This is a genomic window from Streptomyces sp. NPDC085931, assembly GCF_044540565.1.
Classification (GTDB): domain Bacteria; phylum Actinomycetota; class Actinomycetes; order Streptomycetales; family Streptomycetaceae; genus Streptomyces.
The window spans coordinates 134,637-153,285 of record NZ_JBITSK010000013.1; the positions used below are offsets into that span (position 1 = coordinate 134,637).

Here is an 18,649-nt window from a genome sequence, read left to right on the forward strand (position 1 = left end):
ACGACTTACCGCCGTCACCCGCTCAAGTGCCGCGCAGTCTGCTGGCCGACCCGGCGTTCGTCCGGGCTCTGCGCGAGCGGGACTTCACCACGGTGTTCGCCATGGCCCATGACGCGGGGCTCTCCTTCAACCGGATCGCCGAAGCGTGCGCGCTCAAAGCCGATCGCGTCAGCCAGATCGCCCGGGGCACCGCAGCGGTCACCGCGCTGGCCACTGTCGAGCGGATCTCCGGCGGTCTGCGCATTCCCGGTGCCTTCCTGGGGCTGGCTGCGCAACCCTGGGAGGACACCGCCGTTCTCAGCACCGAGTCCCACCATGGAGTTGATCCGATGAAGCGCCGCAACCTGCTGCGCGGCGCGCTGGCCGCCGGCCTCACCGCTCCGGCCCTCGCCGCGCTCACCGCCGCCCGGACCGACGTCGACCAGACCCTCTCCCCCGACGCTCCCGAGGCCCTGGCCGACCTGGAGGCCGCTGCCGAGAGCTACGGGTACGGCTACCACGGCCAAGCGCCCACCCGTGTCCTGGCCGATCTGGTCGCCGACTTCACGACCCTGCGTCCGCTGCTCACCGTCCCGCAGCCCGCCCCGGTCCGGGCCAGGTTGTGCCGCACGGCCGGGCAGATGGCCGGGATGACCGCGATCGTCTTACACGACCTGGGCAGCCGTAAGGAATCCCGGGCCTGGTTTGCCACCGCCGCCCGGGCCGCCGCCGAATCCGGCGATCCCCAGCTGCACGCCTGGGTCCTCGCCCGGGAGGCCATGGTGCCGCTCAACTACGGCGCTCCGAAGGCGGCGGCCCGCCTCGCCGAGCAGGCCCGCCAGGCTGCCGGCACCCGGCCGACGGCCGCTGCGGTGCTGGCGGCCGCGGTCGCCGCTCGCGCCTATGCCCTCAACCACCAAAGCGAGCAGGCCCGCGCCGCACTCGCCTCCGCCGACGCCCTCACGGAACGGCTCCCCGACAGCGAGCGGCCGGACACCTGGCTGACGTACAGCGAGCAGAAACACCACGTCCACCTCAGCCACGCCTACACCACCCTCGGAGACACCCGCCGCGCGAACGAGAGCCAGCAGCGCGCCTTGGAACTGTCCGCGCCGACCAGCACCATGACGCGCACCCTGCTGCACATCGACGCCGCCGCCTGCTCCCATCACGACGGCGACACCGAACAGGCGTGCCGCCGCACGATCGCCGCCCTGACGGCCCTGCCCGCGGACTACCGCAGCGGCCTGGTCCGCCGGCGCGCCCTGGACCTGTACGAGGCGATCCCCGCCCAGCACCACCAGGAGCGTGGTGTGCGCGAGTTGCGGGAGGTCCTGGCCGCTTGATCCGGACCAGCTTTCCATCGCCGGGCCGCCGTCGGCGTGGGTGGCGGCCGCGTCCCTTCCGATTCGCACTCCTCCGGGGGGGGGACAGTTGCCCAGATCGTCATGGCGTGGATCGCAGAAGATCACGCACAGCACCGTCGTGTGAACGGGCGTGGGCGGGCGTGCACAGGCGGCGGCGGTCGAGGAGGAATCGCATGAGGACCTCCCTCTGGCCGGGCTTGTGGGGCTGCTCCGGGGGGATGTGCGTCCAGGCATGGGCGAGGGCTGCCTCGCGGAAGGCCGAGGCGGATTCGGCGTCGGGAGCCGCAGACTGGACCAGGACGTGGTCCGGGTCGGGTGTTCGGGTGCGGCGGGCGGCCACCTCGTCATCTTCGACAGGGCGGGCCGGCAGGGGGTCCGCGGAGGGGTCGGCGAACTCGTCGTCCGGGTCGGTGAGGGCTGCGAGGATGATCTGCAGCATCTCGGCGAAGTAGGGGCCGGGGGCGGGGATTTCGACGTCGGGGTGGCGGCGGTAGCCGTCGGTGACGGCTGCGGTGGTGTAGGACATGACGGCGAGGGTGGTGTCGCTGTAGGTGCGGTCGCTGTCGGCGGTCAGCTGGGCGACCATGCGCAGGACGGTGGCGGTGCTGGCCGCGCAGCCGTCTTCGGGGGTGGGGTCGGCGTTGTCGGTGGTCTGGTCGAGCCAGAAGTCGGCTGTCTGGTCGTCGCCTTGTGCCCGGTGGTGCAGGACCAGGCAGTAGCTGGCGCCGCGCTCTCCGGCCCCGGCGGCGTACTGCCACCAGTAGCGCGCTCCGTCTTGGGCGCCGGCCAGGTGCAGCAGGCAGCCCAGGATCCAGGCTCCTTCGGGGCTGGGGAGCTGTTCGGTGATGAAGTCGGTGATCTGGGGTGTGCTGGCGTGGGTGACGGCGACTTCGCACAGGGAGCGCAGGTGCTCGGCGGCGGTGTCGTCGGCGAGGGTGTCGTCGCCGAGAATTCGGCCTTCGTCGGGCGGGGAGGCGTCCTCGGGACGGGTGGTGAGGCAGGGGACGGTGTCGGTGGGGATGCGGGGGTTCTTCAGCAGGGCTGAGCGGGTGAGGAGGTCGTCGATGGCACTCATGTCGGGGTGATCACTCCCGGGCTGTGGGACGGTGGTGGAGGTGTTCGAGGGCTCCTCGTGCGTGGTGGTCGAGGGTGTGGACGTGCGCCGGGGACAGGCCGGTGGCCTCCTGGACCTCGTCGGGGGTGAACTCGCACAGGTAGCGCAGGACGACGACGTCGAACTGGTCGGGGGGCAGGTGGCTGATCGTGTCGAAGAAGTCGGCGATCTCGCTGATCTCGACGAATCGGGCCACCGGGTCCTCGATCCGGCTCTGTGCGACGGTCAGGAACGCGGCCGGGCGCAGGTCGGGGCGGCCGTCCGGGTGCCGCCTGACGCGCAGCAGCACCCGTGAGCGCAGCAGCCGCCAGGCGTAGCGGGGGAGGTTGGGGCCGGCGGCCGCTTCTGCTTCGTCCCAGCCGGCCCACAGGATGTCGAAGGCCTCGGCCACGATCCGCTCGGGCCGCTCGATGTGCAGCAGGGCCCGGGCGTAGGCGGTGTAGTAGTGCTCCATTCGCAGGATGAAGCCGCGGTGCTCCACGGGCCGCTCCTCGGGCCCCAGCGACCGGACGGCCGCGATGCGTTGGGTGATCCACGTGGTGGACTTGGCGGCCTCATACGCTCCTGCGGTCCACAGGCGGCACAGAGGCCAGGGCGGCAGGCCCAAGGCGTGGATGACGCTGTAGGTGAGCTCCCAGCTGGGGTAGTACTCGATGCCGCGCAGGAGAGCGGAGATGCGGGTCTTGGAGAAGCCGGTGATCCGGGCGAGCTCGTCGAGGGTGATGCCGCGCTCGGATATCCGGTGGCGCAGCCGCTCCAGCAGCGCCTGGTGGCTGGGTCCGATGTTCTCGGCCATCGGTTCGGCGCGCCGGCCCCTGCGCCCGGGCCCCAGCGGAGCGGGAGCTACCGAGAAGGGGGCGTCCGGCACGTCATCGGCCGCGGGCAGGCCGTCCTGAGGGGTGGAGGTCATCGCTGCGCCTCCTCGGGCCCGGCCGGCTCCGGCGCCGGCGCCCGTGCGGGCGCGGCGCCGGGGCCGTGGGCGGCGGCGGTGAGCTGCTGCACGAGCAGGCCGAGCGAGGGCAGCAGCGCCACGACCGCGGCGAGGTGTCCCAGCACGGTCATCACCGTGCTCCACGCGAGGACCACCGCCAGCACAGCGATGATCCACACCTTTCGACTGGGCATTTCACCTTCTCCGTATCGGAGTTCACACGTCTGGAAGGCCTCCCGGCCTGGCGGTGCTCAAGCGCCGGGCCGGGAGGTGGTGCACAGCATTGCGGGCACCACAGCCGACACTCAACGTGATCAAGGAGTCACGGAACAAATACGTTCGATGAGCCCCTCCTCGGACAGGAAAGGGACAACTTGCGTCCCACTGGAGCTGAAACCGCAGGGGATCGCTCGGTTTCGATCACCATGCATGCAATTGCACAGCCGCTGCCCGGGGGACGGGCACCATGAAGGGGACGCCTGGGCGTCACACCTTCCCGTCTGGAAGGCGCGCGGGTTCCCTCGTGCTCAAGGAACCCCAGGAGGGCCCCGTGCTGCTCCCGTCCGGCACCTCGAAGCTGCCGGACGGGAGCCAACACTCCGCCGGCCCCTGAACATCACCTCGCCCCGCATCCGATCTTGCCGAGGTACCGAGTCCGCTTCCTGACGAGCGGGGTTGCAGCACCCCAAGGCCCGCCGAAAGGCGGTCGGGCAGAGCCAGTGCTGTAATTGGAAACAGCGCTTCTCACCTTCGGAGGGCGCCATGTGCCCTTCAGCATCGACAACGCATCGCGCAGCACAGCATGCAGGTCGAGTCCGTGCCGCAGGACATCCGCGGAGCGGACTCCCCGTGGCAGGGCATGTCCGGGGCCGGGGTGTTCTGCGACGAGGTGCTGATCGGCCTGGTCACCGAGGCGTTGGACGGGTGGGGCAACGGCAGGCTGGAGGTCCCGCCCGTACGGCGGCTGCTGGACGACCGCCAGTTCTGCAGCCTCATTCACCAGGCTGTGGCGACCTGGCCCAGGCTGGAGCCGGCCGATCTGGATGCGCTGTTCGACACCTCGCCCGTGCCGGCGGCGGCGCCCTCCTATCTGCTCTCTCCCCGCTCGGAGGTGGTCTCCTTCACTGGGCTGGCCACCGAGATGACCGATCTGGTCGACTGGTGCCGTACCGGCAAGGCGGTGGACGTGGCGGTCGTGCCTGGTCCGGGCGGGGTTGGCAAGGCCCGCCTGGCGGTCGAGCTCGCGCGGCGGGTGTCCGACCGCCGGCCGGAAGCGGAACGCTTAGCCGACGACCTGGAAGCACCGTGGTCTGCCGGGTTCCTCCACCTGGACCTGCCTGCGCAGCAGCCCTCGCCCGGGGGGGGGGGGAAGCCCTTCGTGTCCACCGCGACGTGCACAATCGGTGTGCACCCTCGGGACCTGGCGCGCGGACACTGTCGGGTCCGGTCGGAGACGGTCACCCAGGTCAGACCTCGTGGCTGGGCCAGCCCAGCAGCCGGGCGCCGATGACGGCGGTCTGCAGGGTGTAGCGGTGGACGGGGTCGGCCGGGTTGGTGCCGGTGAGCTTGTGGATGCGTTCCAGGCGGTAGGTCAGGGCCCGCACGCTCAGACGTAGGCGGCGTGCTGCCTCGGCCGCGATGCATCCGGAGTCGAAGTACGCGGTGAGGGTGTCGAGGAGCGGCTGGGCGCCGCCGCGTGCGGTCTGGAGCGGTCCGAGGGCGCTGCGCACGAGGTCGGCCATGGCCTGTCGGTCGCGGGTGAGGACGGGGTAGACGAGCAGGTCGGCGGAGCGCAGCACGGGCTCCTCCAGTTCCAGGCGGTCCGCCAGGTCGAGGGCGTTGAGGGTCTCCTCGTAGGAGTGGACGACCCCTCCTGCGCCGGGGTGGGCACGGCCGAGGGCGACCCGGCCACCGCTTGTGAGCCCGCCTCGCGAGCGTCCTAAGGCCTCATCGGGACGGTGACGCGCCGGACTCTTGGGCCGACCTGGGATCTTCGGGGCACGGGTGGAGGCGCCAGTTGCGTGCTGTTCTCCAGGATTCGCAAAGGCGCGGTGAGGTTCGCCCAGTGCAGGTCGGCGTGGGCGTGGTGGGCGCGCATACGGCGCTCGGTGTCCGGGTCAGGGAGAGGCGAGTATATGGGTGGCCTCCCGCAACTGGGCGGCGGTTGGCCAAGGTTGGACGGCTCGGCCGCCTCCCTCCAGTGTGGCGTACTGGAGGCCGCGATGAGGACGTCCGTCACTCCAGGGCATGACGCGACGGTGAGGAACAGCTCCACCTGCTCGAAGGGGTGGCCCGTTGTGGCTTCATGTCGCCCCGTGGCCGGGTACACTCGCACAACACGATCATGAGGTACCTCATGGAAGGGGATCGTGAGATGGACCATCCCGTCGCCGTGATCACCGGAGCCACCTCCGGACTGGGCTGTATCGCCGCCTTCCAGCTGGCCCGCCAGGGCACCGCATCGGCACCCTGTCCCGCTCCCGCAGCAGGGCCGCAGCTCGCCACCGACGGCGCACAGTGACTGGCGGAAACCCGCATTAAGCGCAGCCCGAGCCACGTCAACACAAAAGACATAGTCGGAAGGCTTTACCGTGCCACTGAGAAGAGCCCGCCAGGCGCTTATGTCTGCCGCAGCAAGTATCGTCGTCGTAATAGGGATTGCGGACTCGCCTGCGGCGGCCGCGCGCATTGAGTCCTCCTGGACGAATTCCGGAGGTGCCGCCCGAACCGACTCGACCCCGGAAGTGCTGAACTACAACAACAACGAGTATGCGGCAGTGGAGGGGAACGACGAACGCATCTGGTGGTCCTGGAATCAGGAAGGCTATCGCCCTCACCCTGAAAGTCACCGAACGCTACAAGCGCCCACCCTGGTAGTCCTTGGCGGACGCGTGACTATGTATATCACGGGCGTCGACTACCAAATCTACTACAGCTTCCTGGAGGATGCGGCCTCCAATAACTGGACTCCGTGGATGCGGATCCCGGGAGATGCGTATACAGATCAGAGCCCCGCGGTCACAACAATCCAAGAAGAAGCTTACATAGCGGTGAACCGCCTGGATCGCCATCTGGGGATGCAGCGTATGACCGTGTCTCCCCGGCCCGCGCCAGTACCGGATGCCGTTTCCTTCAATGCCCACTGGGGGAGAGAGCCCAACGGAGTTATGCGTCCTGCTGGAAACTGGACCTCGCAGAGTCCGGGAATTTTCGGTCAGATGACTTCGACTGCCGCTGGCTGCGCTGTCGGCAACTTTGTAGGGTACGGTATAAGTTCGCTGATTACCGGACGAGACGATCACCTTTATGGGGCTACCGTCTGCGCTGAAGACTGGGGGGCACCCTTGGACTGGAACAGGCTGGAGGACGGAGAATGTCTGACGCAGCCTGATGTAGCACGGGGAGGGTCGCTTGATCGTGTCGACCCTTCGAATCAAGCTGCCGAGAGCCGTCTGCTTGTGGCATGCGAGGGGATGGATGGAAATGTGTGGACTAACTACACGACAAACAGGGGAGCCAGTTGGGGCGGCTGGTCCAGTACCACTGACGGAGCAGGCCCCTCGACCCGGCGGCCCGCAGTGAATAACCAAGGCGGAAACTTCGATCTTCGCATCACCTGGAATGGCGAAGCGAACCACCGCTTCCCCGACCATTCCGTCATAGAAAAGACGATCAACTTCTCCTGACGAGAACTGGCTGGGCCACCCAGGAAGAGAAGGTAAGCGAGCCGAGCGCATAGCGCTCGGCTCTGCTATGAGTTGAGACGTCGAAGCCTTCATCTGGCGCCGATGAGTCTCTCGGCCCCTGGGCGATGACCGCGCCGTCGCCCAGGGCCGCCGTGGTCTGCATGATCTGGTTCGTGCGGTGCCGTCGTCCTCATTCACAGGGAGTGGGTCCATCACGGCCCGCTTTCGCTACCCCGTTCACACCCCGGCGCGGCACACGCACCACTCCCCCGTCCCGACTCCCCACCGGCGCAGCAGCACCGCCCGCACGTGCAGAGCACGTATTACGGGGCCAAAGTCTTGATGTGCAAGTCGGCGTCGACGACATCATGCAATGCCACCCCACCCTGGACGAGGCCCTGGCCGCCTGGGCCGCTAGCACCCCTTTCACCAGCACCCGACCCAGGTGGCTGACGGGGACCCGGGGAAAGCATCCGGACATGTCCGGAACGCTGCTACAGCCCATACGCGCGTTACTGCCTGCGCAGTTCGATCACTGTGATGTCGGGTGGTGCTCCGACTCGGATGGGTGGCAGGGATGCTCCGACTCCGCGAGAGACGTAGAGCTGTGTACGGTCGATGGTGGTCAGTCCCGCTGTGAGGGGCTGGGTCAGTGGCACGAGCAGGTTGCCGGGGAAGAACGCTCCGCCGTGTGTGTGCCCGGACAGTTGGAGATCGACTTTGTGTCGGGCAGCCTGGTGCACCTGCACAGGTTGATGGGCGAGCAGGACCACGGGGTGGGAGGTATCGCGGTCGTCGAGGGCCCTGTCGTAGTCGGGCGCGTCATGGTTCTGCCGACCTGTGACGTCGGTGACGCCCGCCAGGTCGATGGCTCCGCCCCCGTGTTTGATCAGTGCCCGGGTGTTGCGCAGTGTGGTGATGCGAAAGTCGGCGAGTGTAGCGATCCAGGCGTCGACATCGTGGCGGTAGTCATGGTTTCCCGTGACGAAGAAGGCGCCGTGGGTTGAGGACAGCCGGGTGAGCGGCGCGGCGTGGGTGGCCAGGTCGTCGGCGCTGCCGTCGGAGAGATCTCCCACGATGGCGACGATGTCGGGCGAGGTGTCGTTGATCATGCGCACCATGCGTGCGGTGTGGGAGCGGCCGAAGAACGGCCCGAGATGGAGGTCGCTGGCCATGGTGATACGCATCCCGTCCAGCGAGGGATGCAGTCGGCGCAGGGCGACGGGCACGACCTTCACATCAGGTGCTCCTAGGCCGCGGTGGAAGCCGTAGCCGGTGGTGGCCGCAGCGGTTCCGGTGGCGAGCAGCGCGACCGAGCGCGCGAGCACGAGGCGACGACGCAGTAGCTGCGATGATGCGTCTTCGGCCTTTCGGGTATTCGTGTTGTCCATCATCGAGGTGGCGCCGGAGTGACCCTGTTGCACGACCAATGCGTGAGGGGTCTGTTTGGGCACTATTGTGGTGGATCTACTGCGGCGTCGCAGCGTACGAGCCGTGAGCCGTACCGGTAGTTCGAGCGCGACGAGAGTCATCAGCAGGTAGGCGGCCAGGGCGACCCAGAGGAAGGCCGGCCAGGCCAGCCAGGCGATGCGGGTGGGGTTCGCGTACTGGGCGGCGAGGACACCGGTGGGGACCAGGACCGTGAGGGCGACTGCCGTGGTCCTCCCCGCGCGGCGGAGCCGGGTGGATGTCGTGACGTCCTTGACCAGCCGCAGGTAGAGGTAACGGTGGGCGGCAGCGGGGGCGGCGATGCTCGCTGCGGCGATGGTGGCGTCCTGGGCGAGGGTGCTCACGCCGTTGCCTGGGCCGGCGGGAACGGGCTGGGGAGGGGTCCCCCGGCGTGGGTGATGCCGGGGTTACGGTGTCGCTGCATGGCGGCGGGGTGCTCCAAAAAGGTTGTTGAGCAGGCTGAGTTGGCTGGTCGCAGTCAGTGGTGCCTTGGCGGCGGGACGGTCACGGCGGAGGAGGGGGTGCGGGGCCGGGTAGCTGCTTGTGCACGCTCACCGGGGGCGGCCGAGGCCCACGTCGTAGGCGAAGATGACTGCCTGGACGCGGTCGCGGGCGTCGATTTTTGCCAGGATGCGGCTCACGTGGGATTTGACCGTCGATTCGGCCAGGTGCAGGTGGGCGGCAATCTCCGTGTTGGACCATCCTGCGGCGATGCCGGTGAGCACCTCACGTTCGCGTTCGGTCAGGCCGGCCAGTTGTCGTTGCCGTTCCGCGCCGGCGACGGGAGAGCTCGGCGTTCGCTGTGGTGGTGCGGTGGTGAACGCGTCGATGAGTCTGCGTGTCAGGCTGGGCGAGATGACGCTGTCGCCGGCCGCCACCGATCGGATGCCGACGACGAGTTCCTCAGGGCGTGCGTCTTTGAGGAAGAAGCCGGCGGCGCCGGCCCGCAGGGCCTCGTAGGCGTACTCGTCGAGGTCGAAGGTGGTGAGGACCAGTACCCGCGAGCGGCCGCCGGATCCGACGATGCGGCGCGTGGCTTCGATGCCGTTGACGCCCGGCATCCGCACGTCCATCAGGACGACGTCCGGGCGGAGTTCCGCGGCCAGGCGGACAGCCTCCTGGCCCTGGGAGGCTTCGCCGACGACTGTGATGTCCGGCTCTGCTTCGAGGAGCATGCGAAAGCCCAGTCGTTGCAGGGTCTGGTCGTCCACGATGAGGACGGTGGTCATGTGCGGCTCTCCGTGACGGCGCTGGTCAGGGTGCGGGAGGTGCTGAGAACGGTGTGCACGCGCCAGCCGCCGACGGGCGTCGGGCCAGCGCTGACGCGGCCCTGGTAGAGGGCGGCGCGGTGGCCCATGCCGGGCAGGCCCTGCCCGCTGTGCCTGCCGTGCTGTTCGCTGCGCGACGCGCGGGACGGTCCCGTGTCCTCGATGGTGATGTGCAAGGACTCCTTGTTCCTGTGCAGGCTGACGGACACGGTGGTGTCGGGTGCGGCATGTTTGAGCGTGTTGGTGAGGGCTTCCTGAACGATTCGGTAGACGGTGAGTTGGAGGCCGGGACTGAGCAGTTCCAGGTCCCCGTCGGCGTGGAGTTCGGCGGTGGGGCCAGCGGTACGGACGCGGTGGAGCAGCGCGGGCAGGTCCCGAAGGGTTGGCTGCGGGGACAGCGAGGCGGTGTCCCGCTGTGTCGCGGAGTTGTCGGCCACGATGAGCAGACGGCGTAGTTCCGCGAGGGCTTCGCGCGCGCTGTCGCCGATGAGGCCGAGGGCGTCCGCGGATTTTTCCGAGCGGGATCTGGCCAGGGCTGCCGCTCCATCGGCGAGGCCGATGATGACGGCAAGGGTGTGGCCGAGGATGTCGTGCATCTCGTGGGAGATGCGGGTGCGTTCCGAGGCTGCCGCCAGGCGGGTCTGCTGGTCCTTCTCCGTTTCCAGAGCGACGATGTAGGCCTTTGCCAGACGCCCGGTGAAGGCCAGTCCTGCGCAGGCGATCACGGCGAGCAGGGCCAGCAGCGTGACGATCTCCGGGCGCTTGACGTGTCGCAGCTGGCCGCTCCCCCAGAACACGGTGAGCCAGACGATCAATTGGACGGCGGTGATGGTGCACGCGAGGGCCAGCCGGCGATGCGTGCCGTAGCGGCCCATGTTGTACAGCGCCACGATCCGGGCCGCGTCGGCGCCGTTGAGGATGTTCAGGGGCAGTGCGAGGACGGACGCGGTTGTGGTGATCGCGAAGACCAGGCCGGGACGGCGTTCTCGCCACAGCAACGGAACGGTGTAGGCGAGGGTGAGGACGATCTCGGTGGGTACGTAGGCCCGGTTGGCCGGATTGAGCAAAGAGGGCAGTCCAAGGACGGCGCAGAAGAGGGGCACAGCCCACAGCCGCAGCCTGGGGTGGTCACGATCGAGCATGCGCCACGTGGCCAGCCCGCTGATGATCGACACCGTGACGCGGTGCTCGGGGTCGCTGGTCAGCGATCGCGGAAGCCGCGAAGCATGTGGTGAGGCGCCGTGTTCAGGGTCGGCGGTGGTCGGCTCGCTCATGGCGGATGGGGGCCTTTACGTTGTCCGGGCGGGCTGCCCGTCTCTCCGTGGGGAGGATGAACCGGCGGACGGGGGCGGGCGGGGCCCGGACAGCTGATGTGCGGTGCACCGTGTGCTGTCCGGGCCCCGGGGACCGCCTGCCGCACCCCGGGGGACGGTGGCGGCAGGCGGGGTCGGTGCGGGAATGCGCCTACCCGAGGGGGGTGGGCGTCGCCGGCTCCTGGTGGCTCTGTACGGGAATGCGGGACTGGTGGTCGCGTTCGGCCAGAACCTGGCGCAGCTTCGCGCCCTCCACATCGACGTCGGGCAGGAGGCGGTCGAGCCACCTGGGCAGTGCCCAGGCCCGTGCACCGAGCAGGGCCATCACGGCGGGGACAAGGGTCATGCGGATGACGAAGGCGTCGAAGAGGACTGCGGTGGCAAGGCCCATGCCGATGGACTTCACCAGGGCGACGTCGTCCAGGAGGAAACCGGCGAACACCGAGATCATGATGACGGCGGCGGCGGTGACCACGCGGGCGCCGTGACGGAAGCCGGTGATGATCGCCTCGGTGGGGCCGGCGCCGTGGACGTACGCTTCGCGCATCCCGGAGACGAGGAACACCTCGTAGTCCATGGCCAGCCCGAAGACCACCCCGATCAGCAGGATGGGCAGCAGGCTGACGATCGGGGCGGTCTCATCGATGCCGAAGACGTCCTTGAGCCAGCCCCACTGGAACACGGCGACCAGTACTCCGAGGGTGGCGACGATGCTGAGCAGGAAGCCGGCCGCGGCCTTGATCGGGACCAGGACCGAGCGGAACACGAGGAGCAACAGGATCAGCGCGAGGCCGACGACGACGGCCAGGTAGGGCACCATCGCGTCACCGAGTTCGGCGGAGACGTCGATGTTGAGTGCCGTCGTGCCGGTCACCATCACCTGCGTGCCGCTGCCTTGCTCCAGTTCGTCGCTGCGCTCGCGGATGTCAGCGACCAGATCGACCGTCTCCTGACTCGTGGGCGAACTGCTGGGCACCGCGGTGATCAGAGCGACGTCACCGGCTTCGTTGAAGACCGGAGGCCGGACGGTGGCGACATCGTCGAGACCGTCCAGCATGGCGGAGGTGTCCGTAGCCGCGGTCTTGGCGTGTTCGCTGTCCCGAGCGTCGACGACGATGGTGAGCGGACCGCTGAAGCCCGGCCCGAAGCCCTTGCTGAGCGTGTCGTAGGCCACGCGTTGCGTGCTGCCGGGGGCGGCCATGCTGTCGTCGGGCAGGGTCAGCCGCAGCGACAGTGCCGGTATGGCCAGCACGCCCAGGCCGACGACGGAGGCCAGCAACATCTTCCAGGGGTGGCGGGTGACGAAGCGGCCCCAGCGGACACCCATGGTGACGCGCCGGCCGCGTTGCTCGGCCCGCACGCGGCGTGTGGTGAGACGGCCGTCGGCCACGCGGGTGCCGGTGAAGCCGAGCGTGGCGGGAAGGAGGGTGAGCGCGACCAGCACGGCGACGGTGATGGCGAAGGCAGCGGCCAGGCCCATGGTGGTGAGCATCGCGATGCCGATGACGCTCAGACCGGCGAGCGCGATGATGACGGTCAGGCCTGCGAAGACCACCGCCGAGCCCGCGGTCCCCAGTGCACGCCCGGCGGCTTCCTCGGGCGTGTGCCCCTCACGTAGCTCTGTCCGGTAGCGGGAGACGACGAACAGGGCGTAGTCGATGGCCACAGCCAGCCCCAGCATGAGTGCCAGCGTCTGCGCGTTGGAGGCCATGTCGACGAACGACGAGGCGACCGTGATGGAGCACAGGGCGATACCGACGCCGATGATCGCGGAGAGCAGTGGCAGTCCGGCCGCGACCAGCGAGCCGAAGGTGATGACCAGAACGAAGGCGGCGACCAGCAGGCCGATGAGTTCGGCGGCGTTGCTGCCTTCCTCCTCCAGCACGGCGTTGCCGCCGAGGCTTACCCTCAGGCCCGATTTCTCGCCCTTGGCCGCAGCTTCGTGCAGGGCGTCCGACGCGGCGGGAGTGATGTCGGCCTGCGGGACGGCGTAAGTCACCTGGGCGTAGGCGATGTTGCCCGAGGAACTGACCAGGCCTCCGGTGAAGGGGTCGATCACGCTCGCCACCTGTGGCGCTCTGCGCAAGTGGGCGACCAGGGATGCCACCTCCTGCTTGTGCGCGGCGGACGTCAGCTTCTGCCCGTCCGGAGCCTCGATGACCACACGGGCCGTGGCACCGGCAGCTGAGGCCTGGGGGAACTCCTTCTGCAGCAGATCGATGGCCTGCTGCGACTGGGTTCCGGGAAGCGTGAAGTCGTCTGTCGTGCTGCCCGACACGCCGCTGACGCCGATGACCGCGGCGACGAGCACCGCGATCCATGCCAGCAGCACCAGCCGACGCCGCCGGAAGGCGAGCCGGCCGAGCCGGTAGAGGAAGGTGGCCACGAAGTGCACTCCCACCAGGAGAGGAACGGATGTGTGAGGGTGAGCCCGACAGGCTCCGCCCATGAACGTAGGCGTCAGGTGCGGCCGAAAAGAGCTACTGGAGGACCAATCCGCGCCCGGGGCAGTACCCCAGTACCGGGCGGTGTCCTCCTCGAGTCGGGTATTCGGGTCTCAGCCGACCGGATGGGCAGCGAGAAGTTCCGTGGTCGCGTCCCACAGCTCCCGCTGCACGCGCGGATCCCGGCCGGGCTCGGGGCACGGCAAGGGACGGGCGCCGCGGGCGGAGAAGTAGCCGCCGGTGGTGCCCGCGAAAGCCGGGTCGGTGGCCAGTCGCACGATGATGCCGGCGCCCTTGCGGGGATCGCCGATGTGCAGGGTGTTCAGCACCCGCTGCAGGATCGCGGAGCCGGGCAGGTCCCGGCCGAGGCCGGTGGCATTGAAGCCGGGGTCGCAGCAGTTCACGGTGACCCTGTCCGCGTCCAGGCGGCGGGCCAGTTCCTGCGTCCACATGATGGTCATCAGCTTCGTGCGCCCGTACAAGGACATCGACTCCCGGCGGGTGTAGGGCTCGGTGCGCCGCAGGTCCTCGGCCGGGGAGATCGTTTCGGCCTGCCGTGATGCTTCGGAGGCGACGTTGACGATCCGGGCCGGCGCCGAGGCGCCCAGCTTCGCCGTGAGCACTGCAGTCATGACGAACGGGCCGAGGTAGTTCACCGCCGTCATCTCGGCGAGGCCTTCGCTGGTGACGCGCTGTGCGAAGGCGTGCAGACCGGCGTTGTTGACCAGGACGTCCACACGCGGGTAGCAGGCGGCGATCTCCTCGCCGGCGCGGCGGGCCTCGGAAAGCAGGCCGAGGTCGGCGTGGAAGACGTCGACGGGCTCGTCGGTCACCGCCTTCAGGTCGGTGACGAGTGCCTCCGCCCTGCTGCGGGAGCGGGCCACGGTGCCGATGCGGTAGCCCTGGCGGGCCAGCTCGAACGCGGCGATGCGGCCCAGTCCGGAGGTGGCTCCGGTGATCACGGCGACGGGACGATCCATCCCACAACCCCTTTCATGAGGTACCTCATGATGCTGTTGTGCGAGGATACCCGAACCATGGAGCAGCACGAATCGCCAACGCCGGACAACCCTCCGGAGCAGGTGGGACTGTCCTTTCTTACCCTCGCGTACAGCCTGCGCGAACAGGTCGACCAGCACATGCTGGCGACCGCCGGCCTTTCCCTGTCCCGCACCAAGGTCCTTCAGGCCTTGGCCGACCACGGCCAGCTCCACCAAGCGGAGCTTGCCGCCTCCCTCGGCCAGGCTCCACGCTCCGTCACCCAGATCGTGGAGGGCCTTGAGCGCCTCGGCATGGTCCTCCGGACCGGCGACCCCGGGGACCGTCGCCGCAAGATCGTCGCCCTGACGAACGCCGGCCGCACAGCACTGGCCGCCGCGGAGCAAGCGGGCATGACCACACTCAGGCAGTACTTCGGCTCGCTCGCACCGCACGAACTGGCCACCCTTGACGCCCTGCTCGCGCACCTGAACACCGCCATCACCGACGACCGTACCGGCTGACACGCGGCGCATCAGCACTTCCCTTTGACCTGGCCTTTCGGGCTGGTCTGGGGGATGCGCGCCCCGGCGTGGGCGAAGGCTGCCTCGCGACAGGCCGTGGCGGACTCCGCGTCGGGTGCCGCGGACTGGACCAGGACGTGGTCCGGCTCCGGTGCTGGGGCGCGGCAGGCGGCCGTGTGTCGTCGTCTTCGGGAGCTACCGAGAAGGGGGCGTCCGGCACGTCATCGGGCAGGTCGTCCTGAGGGGTGGAGGTCATCGCTGCGCCTCCTCGGGCCCGGCCGGCTCCGGTGCCGGCGCCCGTGCGGGCGCGGCGCCGGGGCCGTGGGCGGCGGCGGCGAGCTGCTGCACGAGCAGGCCGAGCGAGGGCAGCAGCGCCACGACCGCGGCGAGGTGTCCCAGCACGGTGGGGTCAACTTGTCCCTCACCAGGGCTGAAACCGCACTGGGGATCGTTCGCTTCCAATCATCATCCATGCAATTGCACAGCTACCGCCCGGGGACGGGCACCATGAAGGGGACGCCTGAGCGTCACACCTTCCCGTCTGGAAGGCGCGCGGGTTCCCTCGTGCTCAAGGAACCCCAGGAGGGCCCCGTGCCGCTCCCGTCCGGCACCTCGAAGTAGCCGGACGGGAGCCAACACTCCGCCGGCCCCTGAACATCACCTCGCCCCGCATCCGACTTTGCCGAGGTACCGAGTCCGCTTCCTGACGAGCGGGGCTGCAGCCCTCCAAGGCTTATCGGAAGGCGGTCGCGCCGAGCCAGTGCTGTACTTGGAAACAGCACTTCTCACCTCTGGAGGGCGCCATGTGCCCTTCTCCGCCGCCTGACGCGAACGACCGGCGCGGCCAGCCCTGGCGTCCGGTTTCCCAGGGCCCGCGTGGTCCCAGAGGCCCCAAGCATCCCTGGATCACCGCAATCCTCGTCCTTTTCGGCCTTCTTGTCCTCATGGGCGGCCTCGGGTCGCTGCTTGACGGGAGCCAGGAGGACACGTCCGGCAAGCCTGCACCGACCGAGGCCTCCGCGACTCAGCCGTCCGAGAACCCTGACCCCGGCTCGCTCGCAGGTACGACGAAGCCACCTGCCGAGCCCTCCGACAAGCCCGCGGCCGCGCCGTCCACGAAACCCAAGCCACCCTCGACCGCTCCGACGGGCGGGGTGGTGCTCCGCGTTGTTGACGGTGACACCCTCGAAGTGCGCGGCGACGGCGGGGTCCTGCCGAAAGACACCGTGGCCCGGGTCCGGCTTCTGGAGATCGATACCCCGGAGCGAGGTGCCTGTTTCGCCGATGAGGCCACCGCCCGCACCACCACGCTCCTGCCCCCGGGCAGCCGCATCCGCGTCGAACGGGACGTCGAACTGACCGACCGCTATGACCGGTATCTGCTGTATGTGTGGAACGAGCAGGGAACCTTCGTCAACCAGTCCCTCGTTCGCAGCGGCCACGCCGAGGCGGTCCTCTACCCGCCCAACGACAAGTACTGGACCAGGATCTCCGACGCTGAGGACGCCGCCCAGCAGGCCGGAGCCGGCCTGTGGACCGCCTGCCCCGAGCAGCCGGAGGTCTCCTCCTCTCCCCCGCACTCGCCTGTCTCCGCCCCGGAGACCCCGGCGCGCCCAGACCTCCCGGACGGGCCTGACGCCGGTGCGCCCGATGTGGACTGCTCGGACCTGCCAGGCCCCGTCTGGGTCGGCCCCGACGACCCGCACCGCCTTGACCGGGACGGCGACGGCATCGGCTGTGACGCCAACTGATCGGCCGGCCGCGCCCGGCGGCATACCCGGCCGGGTGAAGACCCCCGCACGGCAGAACCTGCCGCGGCGCCCAGACGTCGTGCCAGGCATGAAGCAGATCAACGAGTCACACGTGGCAGTGCCGGGCCTGGCGGTCGTGGAAGTCGCGGCCGCCGATGACGACACCGCCTTCGCCGTCCAGGAGCTGCTCGGCGCGCGATGCGCCATCGCGCCATCGGACCATACGACCCGGGCCCCCGGCGAGCCCGGTGTACGGCTGCGCTGCTTCCTGGACCTGCGTCAAGCGCCTGACGCGTAGCGCTACGGGCGGCGGCCATTTCAAACAGAGCGCCCCGGCTGTTGCCTCGGTCCGGCCCTGGCACAGCTCCCGGCCCCGCCCTGACCGCCGGGGGGGCTGGTGTCGGCCGGTCCGCGTGGGCTCGCCTGTCCCGCCCGGCGGTGCGGTGACTTCGGGGCCGGTCCGCTGTGCGGCCTGGCGACGCTGACCGCACAGCGTTGTTGTGCGGTCAGGTTCGCCGGCGGAACCAGCCGCGGCCCCGATCCAGCTCGGCTCCAGCCTGCGGCTCCGGCGGCGCGGCGGCGTCGAGGCGGGCGGCAGTGAGCTTATGGTCCCAGGGCTGCGCGAGGACGGCAGCCCTCTAGCCGCGTGTCTCGGCGGTCAGCAGCCATGGGCCCATCGGTGGGAGTCGCCGCGGTCGTTGGCCACGCCGTTCCAGTGGACCTCCTGGCCGGGGGCGAGACAGATGGTCATCTGGCCGCCCTGCCACGCGTCATCGTAGACCTGCACGAAGGCGGGGACACCCGGGCCTGTGATGCCGTGGTTGGCCCAGGAGGAGTCGGCGTCGGCGATGTGGCCCTCCCACCAGCCGTCGTCACCGTGCCAATTCGCCCGCTGGCCCTGGTAGTCGCTGTGTTCCCAGGCGCAGAAGTGCCCGCTGGGGCAGTCGGCCGCGCCGGCCGGAGCAGCTCCGGCGAGGCTGCCGGTGAGGGCGAGGAAGACCGCTGCGGCGGACGTGAACAGCTTGCTGCCGGTCATGAGGACGGGTTGCCTTTCCGTTGGGTGGTGGGGCGGTCGGCCAGAAGGCCGGCCGCGCGCTGCACTGCGCGGTCGCGCAGGCGGTCATAGGTGATGAGGTCGTCGCGGTGCTTGGCGCGGACCTGTGCCAGCCGGGCCGGCTCCAGCCGGGTCCGCAGCGCCTTGAGTCCACTCGCCCGGATGCAGGCGGTGTCGTGGTCGTCGCAGGCGGCCCGGCGGGAGAGCGCGGCCCGGTAGTCGGCATCGTCACGGAGCCCGAGCTGGGCCTCGGGGCGCAGATTGTTGACGGTGACCTCGGCGCGGAACCAACGTTTCTGGTCGCCGTAGAGATAACGGTGCGCTTCGGCCAGACAGCCGTCGGTGTGAGCACGGACGGTATATCCGGTGGTGAGGGTGATCGACAGCTCGGCAGGGCCAGTCCCGAACAGCACCTCCTGGCGCGGGGGCGGCCCGGCGGCGCCACGGGCGTGCAGGCACCGGTCCACGAGGACCTGCTGAGCGGTCGCGATCAGGTCACTACGGCCCCGCTCCGTGGCGGGCAGAGGCGGGGCCGGGTGAGGCCGTGCCGTACAGGCCGCAGCGAGCAGCACCGGCAGCGCGGCGGCCACCACGGTCCGGCCCATGGCCCGCACCGAGGAAGCGTTGATCTTCACATTGCTTCAAACGATCACCTTGGTGCCGAGGGCACGGCGGCAGCCGAGGAAACCAGGGACGTGGTGCAGCCAACTCGTCAGCGCTCACAGCTCGGTTGCGCGCTGCCCACCGTCGCGGGCAACCCGGTATCGAGCCGGACGTGCGGTCCTGGCCGA

At 69.4% G+C, this 18,649-nt stretch carries 18 protein-coding genes and 1 pseudogene; 7 read left to right on the top strand and 12 right to left on the bottom strand.

The features are described 5' to 3' along the window. Window positions 1-26 precede the first annotated feature (26 nt). Entirely contained in the window at window positions 27-1,325 is a 1,299-nt protein-coding gene (locus ACIGAN_RS26290) for a hypothetical protein (protein WP_399861129.1), read from the top strand. Between the two features lie 100 nt (window positions 1,326-1,425). On the opposite strand, the gene ACIGAN_RS26295 is transcribed toward ACIGAN_RS26290, so the two are convergent. The 3 genes from ACIGAN_RS26295 to ACIGAN_RS26305 are packed head-to-tail and all read right to left on the bottom strand — an operon-like array spanning window position 1,426 to window position 3,585. After that, window positions 1,426-2,421: a hypothetical protein gene (locus ACIGAN_RS26295; protein WP_399861131.1), complete on the bottom strand. Its 996-nt coding sequence runs from the start codon at window positions 2,419-2,421 to the stop codon at window positions 1,426-1,428. Between the two features lie 10 nt (window positions 2,422-2,431). Then, entirely contained in the window at window positions 2,432-3,370 is a 939-nt protein-coding gene (locus ACIGAN_RS26300; protein WP_399861133.1) for a sigma factor-like helix-turn-helix DNA-binding protein, read from the bottom strand. Beyond that, the gene (locus ACIGAN_RS26305) at window positions 3,367-3,585 is read right to left on the bottom strand and encodes a hypothetical protein (RefSeq protein WP_365740687.1); all 219 of its coding nucleotides are present in this window, start codon (window positions 3,583-3,585) and stop codon (window positions 3,367-3,369) included. Before ACIGAN_RS26305 ends, ACIGAN_RS26300 begins: the two co-directional genes overlap by 4 nt. Before the next feature lie 608 nt (window positions 3,586-4,193). Here ACIGAN_RS26305 and ACIGAN_RS26310 point away from each other — a divergent pair. Then, complete coding sequence (locus ACIGAN_RS26310; protein WP_399861136.1) at window positions 4,194-4,901, top strand: hypothetical protein; 708 nt, start codon at window positions 4,194-4,196, stop codon at window positions 4,899-4,901. Here the strand turns inward: ACIGAN_RS26310 and ACIGAN_RS26315 are convergent. Continuing rightward, window positions 4,858-5,310 (bottom strand): annotated as a pseudogene (locus ACIGAN_RS26315) (PucR family transcriptional regulator); the annotation flags it as partial. The gene ACIGAN_RS26310 and the pseudogene ACIGAN_RS26315 sit on opposite strands and share 44 nt — an antisense overlap. A 455-nt stretch (window positions 5,311-5,765) precedes the next feature. On the opposite strand from ACIGAN_RS26315, the gene ACIGAN_RS26320 reads away from it, so the two are divergent. Together ACIGAN_RS26320 and ACIGAN_RS26325 are read left to right on the top strand one after the other, a co-directional pair. Continuing rightward, window positions 5,766-5,912 carry a hypothetical protein gene (locus ACIGAN_RS26320; RefSeq protein ID WP_399861138.1) on the top strand — a complete coding sequence of 49 codons (147 nt, stop codon included), beginning with the start codon at window positions 5,766-5,768 and terminating at the stop codon, window positions 5,910-5,912. Window positions 5,913-6,135: 223 nt separating this feature from the next. Further along, window positions 6,136-7,077, top strand: a complete 942-nt coding sequence (locus ACIGAN_RS26325) for a hypothetical protein (RefSeq protein ID WP_399861141.1) — start codon at window positions 6,136-6,138, stop codon at window positions 7,075-7,077. A 512-nt stretch (window positions 7,078-7,589) separates the two neighbouring features. Here ACIGAN_RS26325 and ACIGAN_RS26330 read toward each other — a convergent pair. From ACIGAN_RS26330 to ACIGAN_RS26350, 5 genes are all read right to left on the bottom strand, one after another. Continuing rightward, entirely contained in the window at window positions 7,590-8,870 is a 1,281-nt protein-coding gene (locus tag ACIGAN_RS26330; RefSeq protein WP_399861143.1) for a metallophosphoesterase, read from the bottom strand. A 207-nt stretch (window positions 8,871-9,077) separates the two neighbouring features. Then, window positions 9,078-9,755 (bottom strand): response regulator, encoded by a 678-nt coding sequence (locus ACIGAN_RS26335; RefSeq protein WP_392120699.1) that lies wholly within the window; start codon window positions 9,753-9,755, stop codon window positions 9,078-9,080. Beyond that, complete coding sequence (locus ACIGAN_RS26340) at window positions 9,752-11,068, bottom strand: sensor histidine kinase (RefSeq protein WP_399861146.1); 1,317 nt, start codon at window positions 11,066-11,068, stop codon at window positions 9,752-9,754. Before ACIGAN_RS26340 ends, ACIGAN_RS26335 begins: the two co-directional genes overlap by 4 nt. A 190-nt stretch (window positions 11,069-11,258) precedes the next feature. Beyond that, window positions 11,259-13,493: an MMPL family transporter gene (locus ACIGAN_RS26345; RefSeq protein WP_399861149.1), complete on the bottom strand. Its 2,235-nt coding sequence runs from the start codon at window positions 13,491-13,493 to the stop codon at window positions 11,259-11,261. A gap of 171 nt (window positions 13,494-13,664) precedes the next feature. Further along, window positions 13,665-14,531 (bottom strand): SDR family NAD(P)-dependent oxidoreductase, encoded by an 867-nt coding sequence (locus tag ACIGAN_RS26350; RefSeq protein ID WP_399861152.1) that lies wholly within the window; start codon window positions 14,529-14,531, stop codon window positions 13,665-13,667. A gap of 57 nt (window positions 14,532-14,588) precedes the next feature. On the opposite strand from ACIGAN_RS26350, the gene ACIGAN_RS26355 reads away from it, so the two are divergent. Then, on the top strand, window positions 14,589-15,053 hold the full coding sequence (locus tag ACIGAN_RS26355) for a MarR family winged helix-turn-helix transcriptional regulator (protein WP_399861154.1): 465 nt from the start codon (window positions 14,589-14,591) through the stop codon (window positions 15,051-15,053). Between the two features lie 252 nt (window positions 15,054-15,305). Here the strand turns inward: ACIGAN_RS26355 and ACIGAN_RS26360 are convergent, their stop codons facing one another. Beyond that, complete coding sequence (locus ACIGAN_RS26360) at window positions 15,306-15,455, bottom strand: hypothetical protein (RefSeq protein WP_399861157.1); 150 nt, start codon at window positions 15,453-15,455, stop codon at window positions 15,306-15,308. Window positions 15,456-16,210: 755 nt separating this feature from the next. On the opposite strand from ACIGAN_RS26360, the gene ACIGAN_RS26365 reads away from it, so the two are divergent. Both ACIGAN_RS26365 and ACIGAN_RS26370 read left to right on the top strand, forming a co-directional pair. Next, window positions 16,211-16,804 (top strand): thermonuclease family protein, encoded by a 594-nt coding sequence (locus tag ACIGAN_RS26365; RefSeq protein ID WP_399861159.1) that lies wholly within the window; start codon window positions 16,211-16,213, stop codon window positions 16,802-16,804. Window positions 16,805-16,892: 88 nt separating this feature from the next. Continuing rightward, on the top strand, window positions 16,893-17,102 hold the full coding sequence (locus tag ACIGAN_RS26370; protein WP_399861162.1) for a DUF6207 family protein: 210 nt from the start codon (window positions 16,893-16,895) through the stop codon (window positions 17,100-17,102). A gap of 360 nt (window positions 17,103-17,462) precedes the next feature. On the opposite strand, the gene ACIGAN_RS26375 is transcribed toward ACIGAN_RS26370, so the two are convergent. Both ACIGAN_RS26375 and ACIGAN_RS26380 read right to left on the bottom strand, forming a co-directional pair. Beyond that, window positions 17,463-17,840, bottom strand: coding sequence for a peptidase inhibitor family I36 protein (locus tag ACIGAN_RS26375; protein WP_399861165.1), 378 nt, complete (start codon window positions 17,838-17,840; stop codon window positions 17,463-17,465). Next, window positions 17,837-18,493, bottom strand: a complete 657-nt coding sequence (locus ACIGAN_RS26380; protein ID WP_399861167.1) for a hypothetical protein — start codon at window positions 18,491-18,493, stop codon at window positions 17,837-17,839. The genes ACIGAN_RS26375 and ACIGAN_RS26380 overlap by 4 nt, the downstream gene beginning before the upstream one ends. Window positions 18,494-18,649 lie beyond the last annotated feature (156 nt).